Origin of the sequence: Paenibacillus melissococcoides (genome assembly GCA_944800085.1) — a bacterium.
GTDB lineage: Bacteria > Bacillota > Bacilli > Paenibacillales > Paenibacillaceae > Paenibacillus_B > Paenibacillus_B melissococcoides.
On sequence record CALYLO010000006.1, the window covers coordinates 117,235 to 136,252 of the forward strand.

Annotated in this window: 15 protein-coding genes and 1 pseudogene; 11 read left to right on the top strand and 5 right to left on the bottom strand. The window is 57.5% G+C overall.

Going from position 1 to position 19,018, the window contains the following annotated elements; genetic code table 11:
* The first annotated feature begins 94 nt into the window (after window positions 1-94).
* The 3 genes from OCY70_RS20900 to OCY70_RS20910 all read left to right on the top strand — a co-directional run bounded on the left by OCY70_RS20900 (window position 95) and on the right by OCY70_RS20910 (window position 2,310).
* Window positions 95-319: a DUF1450 domain-containing protein gene (locus OCY70_RS20900; protein ID WP_168180740.1), complete on the top strand. Its 225-nt coding sequence runs from the start codon at window positions 95-97 to the stop codon at window positions 317-319.
* A gap of 75 nt (window positions 320-394) precedes the next feature.
* Window positions 395-682, top strand: coding sequence for a hypothetical protein (locus tag OCY70_RS20905; protein WP_213425938.1), 288 nt, complete (start codon window positions 395-397; stop codon window positions 680-682).
* A 107-nt stretch (window positions 683-789) separates the two neighbouring features.
* Window positions 790-2,310 carry a glycine betaine uptake BCCT transporter gene (locus tag OCY70_RS20910; protein ID WP_213425937.1) on the top strand — a complete coding sequence of 507 codons (1,521 nt, stop codon included), beginning with the start codon at window positions 790-792 and terminating at the stop codon, window positions 2,308-2,310.
* A 125-nt stretch (window positions 2,311-2,435) separates the two neighbouring features.
* On the opposite strand, the gene OCY70_RS20915 is transcribed toward OCY70_RS20910, so the two are convergent.
* Both OCY70_RS20915 and OCY70_RS20920 read right to left on the bottom strand, forming a co-directional pair.
* Window positions 2,436-4,418 carry an LTA synthase family protein gene (locus OCY70_RS20915; RefSeq protein ID WP_213425936.1) on the bottom strand — a complete coding sequence of 661 codons (1,983 nt, stop codon included), beginning with the start codon at window positions 4,416-4,418 and terminating at the stop codon, window positions 2,436-2,438.
* 120 nt (window positions 4,419-4,538) lie between these two features.
* Window positions 4,539-5,705, bottom strand: a complete 1,167-nt coding sequence (locus OCY70_RS20920; RefSeq protein ID WP_213425935.1) for a THUMP domain-containing class I SAM-dependent RNA methyltransferase — start codon at window positions 5,703-5,705, stop codon at window positions 4,539-4,541.
* Between the two features lie 82 nt (window positions 5,706-5,787).
* On the opposite strand from OCY70_RS20920, the gene OCY70_RS20925 reads away from it, so the two are divergent.
* A complete protein-coding gene (locus OCY70_RS20925) occupies window positions 5,788-6,423 on the top strand; it encodes an O-methyltransferase (RefSeq protein WP_213425934.1) in 636 nt (211 codons plus the stop codon).
* On the opposite strand, the pseudogene OCY70_RS36255 reads toward OCY70_RS20925, so the two are convergent.
* A pseudogene (locus OCY70_RS36255) lies at window positions 6,343-6,528 on the bottom strand (hypothetical protein); the annotation flags it as partial. The gene OCY70_RS20925 and the pseudogene OCY70_RS36255 overlap by 81 nt on opposite strands.
* On the opposite strand from OCY70_RS36255, the gene OCY70_RS20930 reads away from it, so the two are divergent.
* Together OCY70_RS20930 and OCY70_RS20935 are read left to right on the top strand one after the other, a co-directional pair.
* Window positions 6,522-7,868, top strand: coding sequence for a sodium-dependent transporter (locus OCY70_RS20930; RefSeq protein ID WP_213425933.1), 1,347 nt, complete (start codon window positions 6,522-6,524; stop codon window positions 7,866-7,868). The pseudogene OCY70_RS36255 and the gene OCY70_RS20930 overlap by 7 nt on opposite strands.
* A 41-nt stretch (window positions 7,869-7,909) precedes the next feature.
* On the top strand, window positions 7,910-9,253 hold the full coding sequence (locus tag OCY70_RS20935) for a sodium-dependent transporter (RefSeq protein WP_213425932.1): 1,344 nt from the start codon (window positions 7,910-7,912) through the stop codon (window positions 9,251-9,253).
* Between the two features lie 1,010 nt (window positions 9,254-10,263).
* On the opposite strand, the gene OCY70_RS20940 is transcribed toward OCY70_RS20935, so the two are convergent.
* Complete coding sequence (locus OCY70_RS20940; protein ID WP_249724384.1) at window positions 10,264-11,196, bottom strand: hypothetical protein; 933 nt, start codon at window positions 11,194-11,196, stop codon at window positions 10,264-10,266.
* Window positions 11,197-11,612: 416 nt separating this feature from the next.
* Window positions 11,613-12,818 carry an MFS transporter gene (locus OCY70_RS20945; RefSeq protein WP_213425931.1) on the bottom strand — a complete coding sequence of 402 codons (1,206 nt, stop codon included), beginning with the start codon at window positions 12,816-12,818 and terminating at the stop codon, window positions 11,613-11,615.
* A 351-nt stretch (window positions 12,819-13,169) separates the two neighbouring features.
* Here OCY70_RS20945 and hemE point away from each other — a divergent pair, with 351 nt between their 5' ends.
* The 5 genes from hemE to OCY70_RS20970 all read left to right on the top strand — a co-directional run bounded on the left by hemE (window position 13,170) and on the right by OCY70_RS20970 (window position 19,017).
* Window positions 13,170-14,216, top strand: coding sequence for a uroporphyrinogen decarboxylase (hemE, locus tag OCY70_RS20950; protein ID WP_213425930.1), 1,047 nt, complete (start codon window positions 13,170-13,172; stop codon window positions 14,214-14,216).
* 29 nt (window positions 14,217-14,245) lie between these two features.
* Window positions 14,246-15,217, top strand: coding sequence for a ferrochelatase (gene hemH, locus OCY70_RS20955; protein ID WP_261945154.1), 972 nt, complete (start codon window positions 14,246-14,248; stop codon window positions 15,215-15,217).
* 15 nt (window positions 15,218-15,232) lie between these two features.
* Window positions 15,233-16,714 carry a protoporphyrinogen oxidase gene (gene hemG / locus OCY70_RS20960; protein WP_213425928.1) on the top strand — a complete coding sequence of 494 codons (1,482 nt, stop codon included), beginning with the start codon at window positions 15,233-15,235 and terminating at the stop codon, window positions 16,712-16,714.
* Between the two features lie 425 nt (window positions 16,715-17,139).
* On the top strand, window positions 17,140-18,300 hold the full coding sequence (locus OCY70_RS20965; protein ID WP_249724404.1) for a CapA family protein: 1,161 nt from the start codon (window positions 17,140-17,142) through the stop codon (window positions 18,298-18,300).
* 54 nt (window positions 18,301-18,354) lie between these two features.
* Complete coding sequence (locus tag OCY70_RS20970) at window positions 18,355-19,017, top strand: fumarylacetoacetate hydrolase family protein (RefSeq protein ID WP_249724382.1); 663 nt, start codon at window positions 18,355-18,357, stop codon at window positions 19,015-19,017.
* Window position 19,018: the final 1 nt, after the last annotated feature.

Genomic DNA, 19,018 nt, shown 5'->3' on the forward strand with positions numbered 1-19,018 from the left:
TTGCTTCTCCTGGACCATTCCCTTACAATAACTATAGCAACATCGGACTTTCTTTTTACAACAAGATGAAGCGATTAAGATGGAGTGAGCAATCATGGCTAATGATATACGTATATGTGATAAATGCCGCCATATCAGCATGAAGTCGTTCCTGCCGAAGGTGAAGAAGCTGGATCCCGAAGCGGAAATTAAAATTGGGTGCAAGTCGTATTGCGGCCATTGCCTGAAGCGGGTATTTATTTATATTAACGGAAGATATGTAACGGCGCCGACGGAGGACGAGGCGATCGAGAAGGCGAAGGCGTTCGTGAAGCACTAGGTTTCGGTATAGAAAATGCTGTCGAGCACATCCTAACGTTGCTTATGACTAACACAGACGAAGGAGGCTTACAGCATGCCGAACAAGTATGACTCCAGCCTGCAGTCGCAGAATCCGATTTCCCAGGCCCAAAATGCGGTGAAGACCGCACGCAATGCGGTATCCCAGGCGATGTCTCATCCGTCGGAGCAATCCGTCGAACAAGCCGAGCAATCGCTGCAGCATGCCGAACGGGCCGTGGAGCATGCCGGACTGAGCTTGAACCAGCAGCCGGTGGAGCTGGCTGAAGCGATGCTCGAGGAGCAGCAAGATCGGTTGAACTCCCTTCTCAGCAGCGAGCAATGGGAAAATCGTGAAGAATGAAGTTCGCTATTTATTATGAAAATAATGCCGGAATCCCAGACAAGCGTCTGGGATTTTTTTTGCGCATACTACATGCTATCAAGAGCAACAACCAAGGGGTGGGGATATTGGTATTTGGAATATCGGTCGTTATCATCCTGGCCTTTGTCCTCTGGGGCTTGCTGTCCCCCGGCAGCATGGCGCAGCAATCCGAGGCGGCGCTCACCTTCACGACGGAGCGGTTCGGCTGGTTCTATCTGATTACGGCCCTGATCGTGCTTTTGTTCTGCTTCGTGCTTGCCTTCGGAAAGCATGGACATATTCGGCTTGGCCAGGATGACGATGAGCCGGAATATTCGAATCTGTCCTGGTTCGCGATGCTGTTCAGCGCGGGCATGGGGATCGGTCTCGTCTTCTGGGGTGTGGCCGAGCCGCTCAGCCACTACCTGAATCCGCCCGCCGCGGCTGGCATGACACCTGATGCGGCGCGCGAAGCGATGCGTTATTCGTTCTTCCATTGGGGACTTCATCCATGGGGGATTTATTCGCTCGTGTCGCTCGCTATGGCTTATTTCACTTTCCGCCAAGAGCATAAAGGCCTGATCAGCCGGACGTTCTACCCGTTGCTCGGAGAACGGGTGGAGGGATCCATCGGCAAACTGATTGACGTTTTGGCCATTATCGCCACTACCTTCGGTGTCGCGACATCGCTGGGACTCGGCGTTATGCAGATCAACGGCGGATTGCAGCATACGTTCGGAATCCCGTCCAACATCACCGTTCAAATCATCATTATTATCGTAGTCACGGTATTATTCCTGACCTCGGCTATTAGCGGCCTGGACAAGGGGATACGCATATTAAGCAACACGAATCTGCTCATTGCGCTCGGTCTCCTCGCTTTTACGCTGCTGGTCGGACCGACCATTTTCATCATCGATACATTCACGACAACATTGGGCGGCTACTTGCAAAATATTATCCAGATGAGTCTCCGGCTGTCGCCGTTCACCGAAAATTCCTGGATTGCGAGATGGACCTTGTTTTACTGGGCGTGGTGGATCGCGTGGGCGCCGTTCGTCGGTTCGTTCATCGCCCGAGTATCCCGGGGGCGGACGATTAAGGAGTTCATTCTCGGGACATTGCTGCTGCCAAGCGGCTTCAGCTTCGTCTGGTTTTCCGTATTCGGGGCGACGGGCCTTCACTTGGAAATGTTCGAGGGCATCCAGCTCGCCCAGGCCGTGCAGCAGGATATTACATCCGCCTTGTTCGTGACGCTCGACGCTCTGCCGGCCGGCTATGTGCTCGGAGTGCTGGCCACCCTGCTCATCGTGACGTTCTTCATTACCTCGGCCGATTCCGCCACCTTTGTGCTAGGCATGATGTCCTCCGACGGCAATCCGAATCCGAGCATTCCGATCAAGCTCACCTGGGGAATCTTCCAGTCGCTGATCGCTATCGTCCTCCTCCTGAGCGGAGGACTTGATGCGCTTCAGACGGCTTCCATCCTGACGGCGCTGCCGTTCGCGGTCGTCCTGCTCGGCATGTGCGCGTCTCTCGCCAAGGCGCTGCGGCGCGAAGAGCGCGAGCGGCGCCGGAAGGAGAAGAAGCGCCGGCGGAAGCTGGACGAGCTGCTGCAGGAGCGGTAGGTCAGGAGAAGGAGACCGGCGGGGCGGAGCAGGAGCGACAGACGAACGGATAGGGGCAGCCGGGAAAGGCGCCGGGAAAGGCGCAATACAGCCGCTGTCAACGGGGACAGCGGCTGTCAGTCATGTCACGGTTCTGCATAAGAGGATTGGCGGAACCGTCTGATCAGATTATGCGTAATCACATGGTCCGAGACGGTCAAGCGGCGCTTTGCTTCGGCCTCGTACGGCTGGCAGCGGGCGACGTCCGTCTTCTCTCGCGACGCGTAATCGAAGCAGGTGCCGTGCTCGAACAGTCCGTCGGCCGAAGGGACATAGAAAATGCGCCCGTCCGTGTACGAGCCGTTCCGCAGCACGACGAGCCGCCGATCCGGCAGCAGCAGATTATGGCCCATCATATAGGCGTCGGCCGTATCGATTCCGAGCCAGTGCAGCAGAGTCGGGGCGACATCCAATTGGCCCGCGACCGTATCATACGTCCCGGACTGGGCCCCGTCCGGAAGATGGATGAAGAGCGGGACCTGATTTTTCATCTCCAGCATATCAAGCTTGCTGACGGAATGGCCGAGCAGCCAGGAGAGAGGCTCCGTCTCTCCGATCGAGTTGTCGTGATCTCCGTAAAATACCCAGATCGTCTTGTCCCACAGCCCGCGCTGCTTCAGATCGGCAATCATCTCCCCGACCGCTTCGTCGACGTAATGCATCGATTGCAAATAATCGCCGAACATCGTGTCCTTGTACGGGCCGACATCGAGCTTCTGCACCGATTTCGGCAGCTTGTACGGATGATGGCTTGCCAGCGTAATTAAGAAGCTGTAGAACGGCTGCGGCTCGGAAGACATTCGTTCGACCGATTGGCGGAAGAAGGATTTGTCCCCGACCGTCCAGCCGACGGGCTCATCCAGAACATAGTCTTTTTTGCTCATAAAAAAGTCGTAGCCCATATTTTGATACATGATATAGCGGTTCCAGAATCCGGCGTCATAAGCATGGAACGCTCCGGTGCGATAGCCTTTTGCGCGGAGCATGGCCGGCAGCGTATCGTAGGTCTGGCCAGGGTAGCGGATGAAGACGGAGCCGGCCGGCAGCGGATGCAGCCCGGCGTTGACCCCGAAATCGGCATCGGAGGTGCGGCCCTGACCGGTCTGATGAAAGAACCGGGTGAAATAAAGACTCTCCTTGCGAAGCGCATTCAGGTTCGGCGTTATCTCCTGCCCGTTCACCTTGGCGCCGATGACGAAGTTTTCGAAGGCCTCGGCCTGCACAATAATGACATTGCTGCCGGCATAGCGTCCGAAAGACGATGCAGGGCCCTGCCGATCCGGGCGGTGGGCGGCGAACCATGCTTCCGCGTCCTTGATCTCGGCTTCCGTGAGCGAAGCCCCTCCCATCATATTTTCCTTCACGTACCGGTACACATCATAGCCGTGAAAGCCCAGCAAGCCCGTTATGTTATAGACGGAGGCGCTCCACCAGACCGAGCTGAACAGCCCTTTCGCCCATGTGCTGGTCGCCTGCTTCACCGGCACGGCGACCAACACGGCCCCGACGACGATGGCAAGCAGGCCGGCCGCTGCTCGCTGCAGCATGCGCCCCCGGTTCCTCCGGCGTGACAGCATATCGCGATGGGAGCGGTATTCGGGGTACCGAATGCGGACATGCCCGATCGTAAGCGGAATCAGGACGAGCCAGTCCAGGAACAGCCGCACATCCTTGCCGCGAATTAGGGATGCGATGCTCTCGCCGATCGAGCTGACCTGTGCGGCCTGAAGCAGGACAGGGATCGTAATGAAGTCCTGAAAATAACGGAAATAAATCAAATCGGCAAAAATGAGCAGCGTCAGGACGAAGTTAAGCAGCAGCAGGAGCAGGGGGCGCCATCGTTCCTTCGCCCAGAACGTCCAACTGCCGGCAATCAGGAGCGATCCCAGGGCCACAAAATAGTCGTCCCGGTCCATGGCCATATTCGGAATCGCCAGCGTGCGATTGAAATAGATCAGCTTCCCCATCATAGCCGCGAGGAAGAAGACGAAGCTGAGCCATCCGAAGAGGGCGGCCGCAGAACTTTTCCTGCCGGCGGAATCGGGCCGGGCTTGGCGTATTGGATTCATTGCATGTCCCTTCCTTGACTTGTAATCGTACCTCCCATCTTATCAGATTTTCATAAAATGTTAAAAATAAATGAACACCGCCTGCCGTTGTAGGGGCAGATGGTGTTCGATAGGGCGTGATTAGGATTCGGAAGGCGAAGCCGGCGTCTTGCTGCGCGGCGGAAGCGGACCGAAATATTGATAGAGCTGGCATTCGATATTGCCGTTGAACAGCTTGCGGCGCTTGTCCGCCGGCCGCCCGAAGTAATGCTCGAACTGGCGGCTCGGGCTGATCGCGAAGAACGACCAGGTCGGCAGCGTCTTCGCCATAAAGCCGAGGTCTCTCACCATTCTCTCGACTTCGTCCTTCTCGTTCAATCGTTCGCCATATGGCGGGTTCGTAACGATGCAGCCGTACTCTCCTTGCGGCTTCGCCTTGTTCGCCGGGCAGACGCGGAACTCGATTTCGCGGCCGAAGCCGGCGCTCTTGGCTGCCGCCTGGGCGAGGCGAATCGCTTCCGGATCGATATCCGATCCGGTCAATTGAAGCTCCTTGTCGTCGCGGACGGCGTCAAATGCTTCCTCCCGCGCTTGTTCCCAAGCCTGTTCCCCGATGATGCCCCATGCCTCCGCAGAGAAGGAGCGCCGGAGTCCGGGAGCGACATTCCAGCCGATCATGGCCGCTTCGATCAGCAAGGTTCCCGATCCGCAGAACGGATCATACAGCGGACGCTGGGGATTCCAACGGCTCAGCAATATAATCGCGGCAGCCATCGTCTCTTTGAGCGGCGCGGCTCCGGTCAGCTTGCGATAGCCGCGCTTATGCAATCCGGGCCCGGTCGTGTCCAGCGTGATCGTCGCCATGTCGTTCAGCAAGGAGACCTCGATCCGGTACAGTGGACCGGTCTCTTCGAACCAGTCGGTATGGTACCGCTGCTTCATCCGCTCCACGACCGCCTTTTTCACGATGCCCTGACAGGCGGGAACGCTGGAGAGCTGGGATTTATGAGAACGACCGTCAACCGGAAATTCGCCATGGATCGGGATCCAATCCGGCCATGGAATGGCTTTGGTGCCCTCGAACAGCTCCTCGAAGGTACGAGCGCGGAATTCGCCCATTTTGACGAGCACCCGATCCGAGGTCCGGAGCCACAGATTGGCCCGGCACACGTCGACAGGCCCTCCGGAGAACAGCACGCGGCCGTTCTCCACTCGCGTATCCTCATATCCAAGCAGCTTCAATTCACGCGCGACGACAGCCTCCAATCCCATTGGGGCGGTCGCGATTAACGTCCAAGGTCGGTTCATTCGATAACAACACTCCGTTCTACTTCTCTTACTTGTACTTGTATGGCATTCATCATATCATAAAATACAAGGAGGATGGAAAATGTCGAGTGAAGCAGTAGAATCCTATTTAGAACAATTATATCCCGCGGATCCGGCCGTGGAGCGAATCAAGGAGGGTATCCGGGCTCATGGCATACGGGACATTTCCGTGCCGGAAGGGTACGGGCGCCTGTTGACGATGCTGGCCCGCCTGGCGCATGCGAAGGATGCGCTGGAGATCGGCGCGCTGGGCGGCTACAGCGGTTATTGCATCTTGCGGGGGCTGGAACCGGGAGGCCGCCTTGTCTCGCTGGAGCTGCGTCAAGATTACGCCGATCTGGCGAAGCGCAATCTAACGGAAGCCGGCTTCGGCGAGCAGGTGGAATACAGAGTAGGCGAGGCGCTTCATTCGCTTGCGGATCTGGAGCGGGAAGGGGCCCGCTATGATTTGTTCTTTATTGACGCGGACAAGGAAAATTATCCGGCCTATCTCGAATACGCGATCCGGCTCGCGAGACCGGGGGCCCTCATCGCGGGAGACAATCTCATGCTCCGCGGCAGAACGCTCAATCCGGACAAGCAGGGTCCGTCCGTGCAGGCGATGCGGGACTTCAATGCCGCGATCGCGCAGGATGAACGATTGCTCAGCACGCTGCTTCCGGCCTATGACGGTCTGGCGCTTGCGATCGTGAAATAAGACGGACAGATTCCAAATATGGTGGAAGCAGACTCTATATTCCGTTGCTATGCTATAATGGATGACAGCAATCGAAAAAGAAGGATGGATTAGAACGGATGACACAGCAAGAACAATGGACTTCCCGACTCGGCTTCGTGCTCGCCTCGGCCGGATCGGCCATCGGGCTCGGAGCGATCTGGAAGTTCCCGAATGTCGTCGCTACCAGCGGTGGCGGCGCTTTTTTTCTTGTCTTTATTATTTTTACCTTCGGTATCGGCCTGCCGCTGCTGCTGGCCGAGTTCATGATCGGCCGCAATACGGGCAAGGAAGCGGTGTCCGCCTACCGTGAGTTGGCGCCGGGGAGCAGATGGCACGGCGTCGGTTATTTGGGCATGGCGACGTGCTCCTTGCTGCTATCTTTTTACAGCGTGGTCGGCGGGTGGATTGTGCTCTATTTCCTCAAAGGCCTGACCGGTTCGCTGCTGCAGGATGGACGCAACTACGGAGAGCTGTTCGAATCGACTGCCGCGAACCCTTGGGCGGCCGTGCTGGCACAGGCGCTGTTCATGCTTATCACGATCGTTATCGTGGCCCGGGGAGTGAAGCAGGGCATTGAGAAGGCAAGCCGCATTATGATGCCTGGCTTGTTCATCCTGTTCCTCGTCCTGATCGTTCGCTCGCTCACCCTCCCTGGGATGAGCGAAGGACTTGTCTATTTCCTGAAGCCGGACTTCGGCAAGCTGACGCCGCAAGCGCTGCTGTATGCGCTTGGACAATCTTTCTTCTGCCTGAGTGTGGGCGGCTCCTGCATGGTGACGTACAGCTCCTATCTGAAGAAAGGGGAGCCTCTCGGAAAGCCGGCTCTATCGGTCGTCGGCTTGAACGTGCTGACCTCGTTCATGGCGGGCATCGCGATATTCCCCGCTTTGTTCGCGCTCGGCATGAAGCCGCAGGAAGGCGCCGGCCTGCTCTTCATCACGCTTCCGGCCGTCTTCGAGCAGCTTCCGTTCGGCAGCCTGTTCATCGCGCTGTTCCTGGCGCTCTTCTTATTCGCGACCCTGACATCGGCGTTCTCTCTGTTGGAAATCGTCGTGGCCGCATTCACCCGGGGCAAGGCTGATCAACGCGCGCGCATGTGCTGGCTGGTCGGCGGCGGTATTTTCGCCTTGGGCATTCCATCGGCACTGTCCTTCGGCGTGGGCAGCCATCTGCAGTGGCTTGGGCGCAATATATTCGATTGGGCCGACTTCGCGGTGACGAACGTCATGCTTCCGCTTGGCGTGCTGCTGATCGCGCTATTCGTTGGGTTCCGGTATCCGCGCCGGCGCCTGCAGGAGGAATGGGACACGCTCGGCAGCCGCTGGCACAAAGGCTTGGCCGTGTACGTCTTCATGCTCCGCTTCATTTTGCCAGTGATCGTTCTGGTCGTGTTTTTGCACGGGATGAACTGGCTGCCGGTATGAGCGGGCAACATTCGTACACAGATTGACAACAGGAGGCAGTAATGACAACTCGAGAGCAGTGGACTTCAAAACTCGGATTTATACTAGCGTCGGCCGGATCGGCGATCGGGCTGGGGGCTATTTGGAAATTCCCCAATGTCGTTGCAACGAGCGGCGGCGGCGCATTTTTTGTTATTTTTCTAATATTTACGCTGGGTATCGGACTCCCTCTGCTACTGGCGGAGTTCGCCATCGGGCGCAGCACCGGGCGGGGAGCCGTATCCGCATATCGGGACATTGCGCCGCAATCGAAATGGCACTGGATCGGATACTTGGGCATCGGAACCTGCTTCCTGCTCTTGTCCTACTACAGTGTCGTTGGCGGGTGGATTGTGCTCTATGTAGGCCGCGGCATTGTCGGCGGCTTGCTCGCGAACGGCCGCGACTACGATGCGCTGTTCGCGGAGACGGTCGCCAATCCGTGGTACGCCGTAGCGGCGCAATTCGTCTTCATGCTGATTACGATCGCGGTGGTCGCACGCGGAATCAAAGGAGGAATCGAACGGGCCAGCCGCGTCTTGATGCCCGGCTTATTCATCTTATTCCTAGTGCTGATTATCCGTTCTCTGACCCTTCCCGGGATGGGCGAAGGACTTTGTTATTTCCTGCAGCCAGATTTCAGCAAGCTGACGGGACAGGCTGTGCTGTATGCGTTGGGGCAATCGTTCTTCTGTCTCAGCGTCGGGGTATCCGTGATGGTGACCTACAGTTCCTACTTGAGCCGCCAGGAATCGCTGCTTAAATCATCGGTCTCTGTCGTCGGCCTGAACGTCCTGACCTCGCTGATGGCGGGGCTTGCGATCTTCCCGGCCATATTTGCGCTGGGCATGAAGCCGCAGGAAGGCCCGGGCCTGCTGTTCGGCACCTTGCCAGCCTTGTTTGAGCAGCTTCCGTTCGGCGGCTTGTTCATCGTGTTGTTTTTGGCGCTGTTCCTGTTTGCGGCCTTGACCTCGGCCTTCTCCATGCTGGAGATTCTGGTATCGGGATTTTCCAAAAACGATCAACAGCGCTCCCGGATGAGCTGGCTGTTCGGCATCCTTATCTTCATCGTTGGCATCCCATCCGCCTTGTCGTTCGGCGTCTGGTCGGATGCGCGCATTTTCGGCCTGTCCCTGTTCGACGCGGCCGACTTCGCCGTGACAAATGTGCTCATGCCCGTCGGGGTGCTGCTCATCGCCTTGTTCGTCGGCTATCGCTTCCCGCGGCAGCGGCTGTACGAGGAATTCGCGAGCGAGGCGGCTTGGTGGCGCAAAAGCCTGGCCCTCTACATCATACTGCTGCGCTACGTCATTCCGGTCGTTATCGCCATCGTATTTCTTCACGTGCTTGGCCTGCTGCGGCTGTAAGGCCGCGAGGGCGAAGATGGCGCCGCTGCTTCAGGTGCAAGTAAGCGGAGCGCGGTCCCTTTATTTTGGCGGTCTCCCACTCCTTCAGGAGGAAGGGAGTGGGGGGCAGTCAGTCCTTTTGTGCAAACTCCCATAGACTCAGGCTCGGAGTGGAGTGAGGGCTAGCCAGTCCTTTTGTGCAAACTCCCATTGAATCAGGCCCGGAGTGGAGTGGGTGCTAGTCAGTCCTTTTGTGCAAACTCCCATCGACTCAGGCCGGAATGGATTGGGGACTAGCCAGTCCTTTTGTGCAAACTCCCATTGAATCAGGCCCGGAGTGGAGTGGGTGCTAGTTAGTCCTTTTGTGCAAACTCCCATTGAATCAGGCCCGGAGTGGAGTGGGTGCTAGTCAGTCCTTTTGTGCAAACTCCCATTGAGTCAGGCTCGGAGTGGGTTGGGTGCTATCCAGTCCTTTTGTGTAATCTCCCATTGAATCAGGTAGAGTAGGGTCTGACAATCCTTATCACTATTCTCCCATCCGGTCAGGGCGAGGAAAAAGACTGCGACATAATCGCTGTTAATCTCCATCTGACGGAATGGGATAGTGGAGCAAAGGAACGTCGCACGCATCACCAGACTGATGGAATGGGATAGTGGCACAAAGGAGCGTGTACGCATCACCAGTCTGACGGAACGGGATAGTAGCGCAAAGGAACATCGTACGCATCACCAGTCTGATGGAATGGGATAGTGGAGCAAAGGAACGTGTACGCATTACCAGACTGATGGAATGGGATAGTGGAGCAAAGGAACGTGTACGCATTACCAGACTGACGGAATGGGATAGTGTTGCAAAGGAACGTCGTACGCATCACCAGTCTGACGGAATGGGATAGCGGCGTAAAGGAATGTCGCGCGCATCCCCAGTCTGCCGGAATGGGATAATGAGACAAAGGAGCGCTGAGGCGTCCTATCGAAGCAGCCCCTCATCCGGTCATTGCCGACCGGCGAGGGGCTGTTGTCGGATATCGCTATAGTTTCAGTTTCTTGGTGTTGATGATGTACATATTTTTAAGCGGGTATTTCCCGTTCGCGTATTTGCGCGCCCCGGATTCGAACAGAACGTAGAGGCTGCTTCCCGTTAGGGAGATGCCTTCGGACATCGGAGGCATTTTCAAGGAGCTGACCTTCTTGCCCGAGGCTCCGCGCGTGTAGACGAGCAAGGTGCTGTCGTTGTTGCGGCCGCAGGACTGGCTGTAGAAGACACGGTTCTTCGTCAGGGCCATCCCTTGCACCCGGTCAGGCGTCGTCCACGTATAAGAAGCCTTCGGATTGGACGGCAGTTGGCCTTTGCCATTCAGCTTATAGCCTCTCGCTTTTCCCTTCGGCCCCGGCTTGCACATCCCTTGACCGATATCTTGGCCATCCATATATTCACCTATCCACAACACCCCATCCGCATATGAGGCATAGGAGGCTTTATGGCCAAGAGCGAATTTTTTCATGACGACATTGCTGTAATCCTTTTTGCCGGAGATCGTGCCCATGGGAATTTGGTAGACGCTCCTGCCGGAGGCAATCCATAAGTATTTGGCGCTGGCGGCGACCCCTCCGACATGTCCGGTGTGCTTCTTGCTGGCGCTCTCGTACAGATAGAGCGTCTTTATCCGCTTTTTTGTCTTCGTGTCGGTAATGGAGATAGCGCTTGCCTGACTGCTGGATTTTCCTGAATAATGCGAGACGACGACCCAGTTTTTCCCCGGCACGACCGCCAATCCTTGAGGCACCCATTCATTTTTGGCGTTTAATCCCGGAATGACGGGACCTGTGCTCGCCACTTTGTTGAATTCCGGATAGCTTGGCTTGGCCTGGGCCTCTGCCGGCCCCAGTACGCCCGCCGTGCTCCAGGTCAGGATGAAGCACAGCATGACGGCCAAGGCACGCGATGTCCATTGGTTTACCATGTTTTACAATCTCTCCTTTCAGTGGATATATACGCACGAAAACGGAAATCCAAACAGGGAGAAGTCGCTGATAATTTTTCTAAATCAGATTCGCGGCGATGATAAATAAAAATAAAAGAAAGCCGCCTGCCGTAACGCCCCGACAAGTCGTCAGGTAACGCCGGCTGATTGGCGGCTCTATATATACTATAGCGGATGAAATGCTTTTCAGATCAAGCCTTTTTTTCAAAAATTATATATTCTCATCCAATTGTTGCCTTATATCGTTAGCGGTTGGAGGTAGGGGCTCAAGTATGCAGAGGGGGGTAAAAGGGGCGTGAATTCCCGGCACATCTTCAAGGCGGCAGACGGCAGCCGTCTGCCGGCCCAAGATGCGTTAAGCAAGGCAACGAAGCCTGCTGTAGGCAGTAAGCCTGTCAATGACTCGTACTTCTTCTCCCATATAAGGAGTAACGGGCCCATGCCGTGTTCACGAGCAGCAAAATGCCGGAGATGATAAAAATGCCTTGAATGCCGATGAGTCCGGACATCGCTCCGCCGAATACGGGACCGATCATATTGCCGAGCGCCAGCGTGCTCGTATTGAAGCTGTAGGCCCGGCTTTCCATGCCGTCCGGCGTATATTTCCGAATCAGCGCATTGACGGATGGGAGCAGGCCGCCCATAAAGATTCCGAGCAGGAAGCGGACGATAAGCAGCTGCCATACGGTGCCGACGAAGGCCTGCGGGATCAAGGTCAGCGCAGCGCCGATCAGACATACGGTCAATATCCGGTGGGAGCCGTGCTTGTCGCTCATTTTCCCCAGGATCGGAGAACAAATCATGTTGGACACGCCGGTGACCGCGCTGACGAGTCCGGCGAGAAAGGCCAGATTTTGCGTCGAGCCATGAAGGTCCTGCACATATAGCGGCAGCAGCGACATCGGACTCAGCATGGCGAATTGCAGCAGGAAGGTTACCGCGAACAAAGACAGCAGCTGCGGAATGCCAGACAGCTGCTTGAAGCCGGCGAGAACCGAGATTTGCGGCTCTTCCGCCGCTTTCTCGCGGTCGAACGATTCCTTCACCATGAACAGCGTCAGCATCGTGGCCAGGAACAGCAACGTTCCGGTAATATAGAAAATCGGCCGATAGCCAACCCAGTCCGCCAGCCCCCCGCCGATAATCGGCCCGAGAATCGTGCCGGCGACGACGCCGGACTGCAGGATGCCCATCGCGAAGCCGGTCCGTTCGCGCGGCGTGGTCGACGATACGAGCGCGACCGCGGCCGGGTTGAAGCCCGAGATCGTTCCATTCAGCAGGCGAAGCAGCAGCAGATGCACCGGCGTCTGCGCGAAGCCCATTAATACCGTCACGATGGCCATCCCTAAGCCGGAACGGATAATCATAACTTTGCGGCCGTACTTATCGGCAAACTTGCCCCAGATCGGCTGAAAAATAAATGAGGTCAAAAAATTCGCCGCAAAGATAAGTCCCGTCCAGATCGCGATTTGATGCGGATCGCTCAAACCGATATCATGCTGCAAATACAGCGCCAAGAACGGCGTAACCATGGTCATGCCCGACATGACCAGAAATGATCCGAACCAGAGAATAATCAGATTCAGTTTCCATTGCTGCATAAGATGCTCACCACTTTCTGTCACGGTCCGTACAATGTTCAGCAACGGGTTCTATTATACCATATAGATATATATCAATTGTCATATGAAAACCGGGATATGGATGCAGTTGATAGCAAGTCAGGATAGGTTATGCAATTTCTGGTCATTTCATAGTTTTGCGTAGTGAAATTGTCGAAAAATCATCATATGCGAACGTTTTTTGTCAACAGATTGTCATAGCTACCCGGATCGGCGAGGTTGTGGGAAGCAGGGAAAAGGGGCATAATGGAAGCGTTAGCTATAAAAAAGTGCGTGTCCAAAACGGACGATTTGTCTATAAGCACAATACCGTCAAAGCGGGGTATATGAATGACTTATAATGATCGTTTTCTGAAAGCGTGTCGACAGGAACAAGCAGACCGCGTGCCGGTATGGTACATGCGGCAGGCCGGGCGTTATGATCCCGACTATCGCAAGATTAAAGAGAAATACAGTCTGCTTGAAATATGCCGGCAGCCGGAGCTGGCCGCCGAGGTGACGATGATGCCCGTCCGCAAGCTTGGCGTGGATGCGGCGATTCTCTATTCCGATATTATGAATCCGGTCGCTTCGATGGGGATCGACTTCGATATCGTAGCTAATGTAGGGCCGGTAATTCAAAATCCGATACGAAGCGCGGCCGACGTCGAGCGCCTGACACCGGTCGATCCGGAAGGCGATCTGGGCCATATTCTGGAGACGATTCGCATCCTTGACAGGGAACTGAAGGTTCCGCTCATCACGTTCGCGGGCTCCCCGTTCACGATTGCGAGTTATTTAATTGAAGGGCGTCCTTCCAAAAATTACATCCTTACGAAAACGATGATGTATGAGACTCCTGACGTATGGCATGCCTTGATGGGCAAGCTGGGAGACATGGTGATCGCCTATGTGCGTTCCCAGGTGGCGAACGGGGCCAAAGCGTTCCAATTGTTCGACAGCTGGGTCGGCTCCTTGTCTCCGCGCGATTTCGAACGGTACGTGCTGCCGACGATGAAGCGCATTTTTGCGGAGCTGTTCGAGCTGGACGTTCCGAAAATATATTTCCCCGGCGTCAGCTCCGGCGAATTGCTTCCGACCCTCCGCGATCTGAAGGCGGATGTAATCGGGTTGGACTGGCGGGTGTCCGTAACGGAAGGACGCCGCCGGCTGAACGGCCGGTTCGCCGTGCAAGGCAATCTGGACCCTTATGTGCTGACGGGACCGATGAGCGTCATCGAACGGGAAGCCGCCCATATCATAGAGCAGGGAATTCAAGAGCCGGGCTACATTTTCAATCTCGGCCACGGGCTGTTCCCGGAAGCTTCGCTGGACAAATTGCGGCAGCTGACCGAGTTCGTGCATGAATATTCGAGCCAATTGCTGGCGAAGAAATAAGAAACAGGGTGTAACGAGAACGAGACGGAATGGAGGGACAGCGAGTGTCCAAGCGTAAAATCGGCGTGCTGGTGATGTCCTACGGAACTCCCCGCAGCCTCGAAGAAATCGAGCCTTATTACACGCATATCCGGCGGGGCAATCCGCCTTCCGAGGAGCAGTTGAAGGAACTGACGGACCGGTATGAAGCGATTGTCGGGGGCGTGTTCCCGCTCCGGGAGCATACCGACCGCCAAGTTGAAGCGCTGCAGGAGACGCTGAACCGCCGTACCGAAGGCACGGAAGTTCAGTATGCGTGCTACCAAGGCTTGAAGCATGCGCAGCCGTATATTGAGGACGGCGTCGCGGCGATGGCCGCGGACGGCATTAAGGAATCCGTGTCCGTCGTGCTGGCGCCGCATTATTCCGCGATGAGCGTCGGCGGCTACAATGCGCGGGCGAAGGAAGCGGCGGCGAAGCACGGGATCGAGCTTCGCTGCGTCAACAGCTATCATCTTCACCCCGATCTGCTGGATGCGTTGACCGAACGGGTGAATGAGCAGTTGGACGCCTTCGTCGCCGAAGGGGCGAAGCGGGAGGAGATCCAGGTGTTGTTCAGCGCCCACAGCCTGCCTGCGCGAATCCTGGAAATGAATGATCCGTATGTGGATGAATTGAACGCCACCTCGGCCGCGATAGCCGGGCGCTGCGGGCTGAAGGAAGGGCAGTGGAGATTCACCTGGCAGAGCGCGGGCCGCACGGCAACGCCTTGGCTGGGCCCGGATATTTTGGACACGCTCGCCGCGGTTCAGCAGGAAGGCATCCGTTGGGTGCTCTCCGCGCCGATCGGATTCGTATCCGATCATCTGGAAGTGCTGTATGATCTCGATATCGAGGCGGTGCAGGAGGCCGAGCGTCTGGGCATCCGCTTGAAGCGCATTCGCATGCTGAACGATAATCCGAAGTATATGGCGACATTGGCCGACGTGACGATGAAGGCGATGTCGGAAGCGAGTAACTAGAAAGAAGGTAACAACATGAATGCTTTGCGGAAACTTGTCGTTATCGGTGGAGGAATTACCGGATTGAGCGCGGCGTTCTATGCGCTGAAGCAGGCGGATGAAGAGGGGCAGCCCGTCTCCGTTACCGTCATAGAGCAATCGGACCGTCTCGGCGGGAAGATTGAGACCCTGCGGAAGGAAGGGTGCGTCATTGAGAAAGGACCGGACTCCTTCCTCGCCCGGAAGCTGCCGATGATTGATTTGGCGCGCGACCTCGGAATGGAATCGGAGTTGGTCGCCACGAATCCGCATGCCAAAAAAACATATATATTGCGCCGGGGCAAGCTGTACCGGATGCCGCCCGGCCTCGTGCTCGGCATTCCGACGGAACTGGGGCCGTTCGCGAAGACCGGGCTCATTTCCCCGTGGGGGAAGCTTCGCGCGGCTATGGATCTGTTCATCAAGCCGCGTCCGTCGGAGGAAGATGAATCCGTCGGCGCGTTCCTGGACAGACGTCTCGGACGGGAAGTGACGGAGCATATCGCGGAGCCGCTGCTTGCCGGCATTTATGCCGGAGATTTGCAGGCGCTGAGCCTGCAAGCCACCTTCCCGCAATTCGCGCAGGTGGAGCGCAAGCACGGCGGCCTGATACGCGGAATGAAAGCGAGCCGCCAAGCGGGCCAATCGGTTCCGGGGCTGCCGGATGTCGCCAAAGGTACGATGTTCCTCACCTTCCGCAATGGCTTGATCTCGCTCGTCGAACGGCTGGAGGAGACGCTGCGGGAACGGGCCGATTTGCGTCTCGGCGTCGCCGCGGAAGGACTGGAGAAGCGGGAGGACGGAAAATATCGGGTTCGCCTGGGCGATGGAAGCAGCCTGGAGGCGGATGCGATCATCGTGACGACGCCTTCGTATCATGCGGCTTCCTTGCTCGAGGAGCATGTCGACGCGAGCGCCTTGAAGGCGATCCGTCATGTATCGGTCGCGAACGTCGTCAGCGTGTTCGATCGCAAGCAGGTCAAGAATAAGTTCGACGGCACCGGGTTCGTCATCTCGCGCCGGGAGGGCCGGGCGATTACCGCCTGCACGTGGACCTCGGTGAAGTGGCCGCATACGAGCTGCGGGGACAAGCTGATCATCCGCTGCTATATTGGCCGGGCCGGCGACGAGGAGCGGGTGGATTGGCCGGATGAGGCGCTCAAGCGCACGGTGCGCAGCGAGCTTCGGGAACTGCTTGATATCGATATCGACCCGGAGTTCGTCGAGATTACGCGCCTTCGCCACTCGATGCCCCAGTATCCGGTCGGCCATGTGCAGGCGATCCGCTCGCTGAGGGACGAGGTTGGGCGCGTGCTGCCGGGCGTATTCTTGGCCGGACAGCCGTACGAAGGGGTCGGAATGCCCGACTGCGTCCGCAGCGGCCGCGATGCGGCGGATGCGGCGGTCAGCGCGCTGCAAGCCCTAAGTGCGAAGGCCGAAGCGCCAGCCGATGACGCGGCGACCGGAACGGCGGGGTAATCAGACCCGTTGGATTAGAGGGAACGTGACAGATTTCAATAGTGAAGCCGCGCGGAAGCGCGGCTTTTTTGGCGTGTGCACGGGGGATGTCCCTTCTGTGGTTGCGGGCAACGATATCGGTTGAATGGCAGGCGGACTCGGCGCGAGCGGGTAAGCGGAATGCCGGCATCAAGCTGGTTGCCGCCTGCGGGAATTCCACTGGCGCTATCTATGCTTTATGGTTCGATTGGAAAAAAAGGGCGGAAACGCGTTATAATGAGACATATTTGCAAAAATCGGGCGGAAGGGGCGGAACATTGAGACAATCGCGGAAGGTGCGGGAAGGGCGAGTGCGAAGGAGACGGCGCCGCCCGCTGCTTGTCCTGAATATCGTGCTGGCGGCTATCGTGGCCGGAACGGCCTATGCAGGTTGGCAGCAGGGATTAATGTCCGGTAAACAGGCGGAATGGCCCCAGCCGCCGGCTGCTTCTCCCGAAGGGGAAGCGCCAGCGCTGGAGAAGCCGGCGAGCGGGCTGCCGGCGGATGAGCCGGACGGTGAGTCTCCCGGCGCTGCCGGCGGCCAAGCGGCGGGCGGGGATACGGAACATCCTGATGCGGCTGCGCCGCTTCCGGGGAGCGGGCCAGAGCAGGAGCCGCGCGTCCGACTCGCCTTCGCCGGCGACGTGATGACGGCCGGACGCGTGGAGGAAGTCGTGAAGGAGCATGGATATGATTTTCCTTTTGTGCATGCCAAGCGGTGGTTCCAGGAAGCGGATATCGCCGCGGTCAATCTGGAGACGCCGCTGACGGTGCGGGGCGTCCCGGCGAAGGACAAGGAATTCGTCTACAAGTCATCGCCGCGGACGGCGCAGGCGATGATCGAGGCGGGCATTGACCTCGTCAACCTCGCCAACAACCATTCGATGGATCAAGGGGAAGAAGGGCTGCTGGATACGTTCGCCGCGCTGAAGGAAGTTCATCTTCCTTACGTCGGGGCGGGGCATGATGCGGGGGAGGCCTTTACGCCGGTCATCCTTGAGAGCCAGGGCATCAAGCTGGCCTTCCTCGGCTTCACGCGTGTCGTTCCGGAAGTGAGCTGGTATGCGGGCAAGAACAAGCCGGGGCTGGCGACGACCTATGAAGGAATGAAGGAGAAGGCGGCGGAAGCGGTCGCGAAGGCGAAGGAGCAGGCCGATCTCGTCGTCGTCATTGCGCATTGGGGGAAGGAAAAGGTGGATTTCCCGGAGGACTACCAGCGGGAATTGGCCCGTCTGTACATTGATGCGGGCGCCGACCTGATCGTGGGCGGACATCCCCACGTCCTGCAAGGTCTGGAGCAATATAAAGGCAAATGGATCGCCTATAGCCTGGGAAACTTTATTTTTACGCGGGCCGTGCAGCCCATAACGTGGGAGACCGCCATCTTGCAGGCGGAATGCACGAAGCAGGGCGAATGCGAGCTGACCGTCGTTCCGTTCTATACCGAACTGGGGCAAGCCGTTCCGCTTGACGGGGAAGCAGGGCAGGCGGTGCTGCAGCGGCTGGAGAACATATCGGAGCAGGTATCCATCGACGCGGAGGGGCGCGTGACGCATGGGAAGAAGTGAGCCGCCGGCGCACGGATGGCCGGCTATCCATAGATCCAAAGGGAGAGATGAACGATGAGCGATCATAGAGGAATGATGAGCGACGGGCGCCAAGTGCGCAATGTATATTGCATCGGGCGCAACTATCGGCTGCATGCAGCCGAATTGGGCAATGCGGTTCCCGAGCAGCCGATGGTCTTTTTGAAGCCTTCCCATGCGGTAATAACGATGGAGGCGGACACGGCGCTGCCGCTCCCGCTCGACCGCGGGGCGGTTCATCACGAAGTGGAGCTGGTGCTTCGCCTCGGCAGCCGGGTCGAGCCGGGCATGACGGCGGCGGAAGCGGTCGACGCCTTTGCTCTTGGCATTGATTTTACGCTGCGCGACGTGCAGGACGTTTTGAAGAAGAAGGGCCATCCGTGGCTGGCGGCCAAGGGCGTGCTGAACTCGGCCCCGGTCACCCGTTTTCTCCCTTTTCCGGGAACGGAGACGCTGGAACGGACGAACTTCGCGATGCATAACAACGGCCGCCTCGTGCAGGAGGGGCGCGCGGAGGAGATGCTGTTCTCTCTCGATACGCTGATCGAATATACGGGCCGCCATTATGGACTCGGAGCAGGAGATCTCCTCTTCACGGGAACGCCGGCAGGGGTCGGACCGGTACAAGCGGGGGATCGCCTGGAATTAAGCTGGGGCGGAGAATTGCTGGGCTCCTGCGTCGTCGCGGCGCAGAATTGAC

Coding starts and splice junctions, on each gene's coding strand:
- OCY70_RS20900 (WP_168180740.1), top strand. CDS start 95: ATGGCTAATGATATACGTATATGTGATAAATGCCGCCATATCAGCATG.
- OCY70_RS20905 (WP_213425938.1), top strand. CDS start 395: ATGCCGAACAAGTATGACTCCAGCCTGCAGTCGCAGAATCCGATTTCC.
- OCY70_RS20915 (WP_213425936.1), bottom strand. CDS start 4,418: ATGAATCCAATACGCCAAGCCCGGCCCGATTCCGCCGGCAGGAAAAGT.
- OCY70_RS20920 (WP_213425935.1), bottom strand. CDS start 5,705: ATGAACCGACCTTGGACGTTAATCGCGACCGCCCCAATGGGATTGGAG.
- OCY70_RS20925 (WP_213425934.1), top strand. CDS start 5,788: ATGTCGAGTGAAGCAGTAGAATCCTATTTAGAACAATTATATCCCGCG.
- OCY70_RS20930 (WP_213425933.1), top strand. CDS start 6,522: ATGACACAGCAAGAACAATGGACTTCCCGACTCGGCTTCGTGCTCGCC.
- OCY70_RS20935 (WP_213425932.1), top strand. CDS start 7,910: ATGACAACTCGAGAGCAGTGGACTTCAAAACTCGGATTTATACTAGCG.
- OCY70_RS20940 (WP_249724384.1), bottom strand. CDS start 11,196: ATGGTAAACCAATGGACATCGCGTGCCTTGGCCGTCATGCTGTGCTTC.
- OCY70_RS20945 (WP_213425931.1), bottom strand. CDS start 12,818: ATGCAGCAATGGAAACTGAATCTGATTATTCTCTGGTTCGGATCATTT.
- hemE (WP_213425930.1), top strand. CDS start 13,170: ATGACTTATAATGATCGTTTTCTGAAAGCGTGTCGACAGGAACAAGCA.
- hemH (WP_261945154.1), top strand. CDS start 14,246: ATGGAGGGACAGCGAGTGTCCAAGCGTAAAATCGGCGTGCTGGTGATG.
- hemG (WP_213425928.1), top strand. CDS start 15,233: ATGAATGCTTTGCGGAAACTTGTCGTTATCGGTGGAGGAATTACCGGA.
- OCY70_RS20965 (WP_249724404.1), top strand. CDS start 17,140: ATGTCCGGTAAACAGGCGGAATGGCCCCAGCCGCCGGCTGCTTCTCCC.
- OCY70_RS20970 (WP_249724382.1), top strand. CDS start 18,355: ATGAGCGATCATAGAGGAATGATGAGCGACGGGCGCCAAGTGCGCAAT.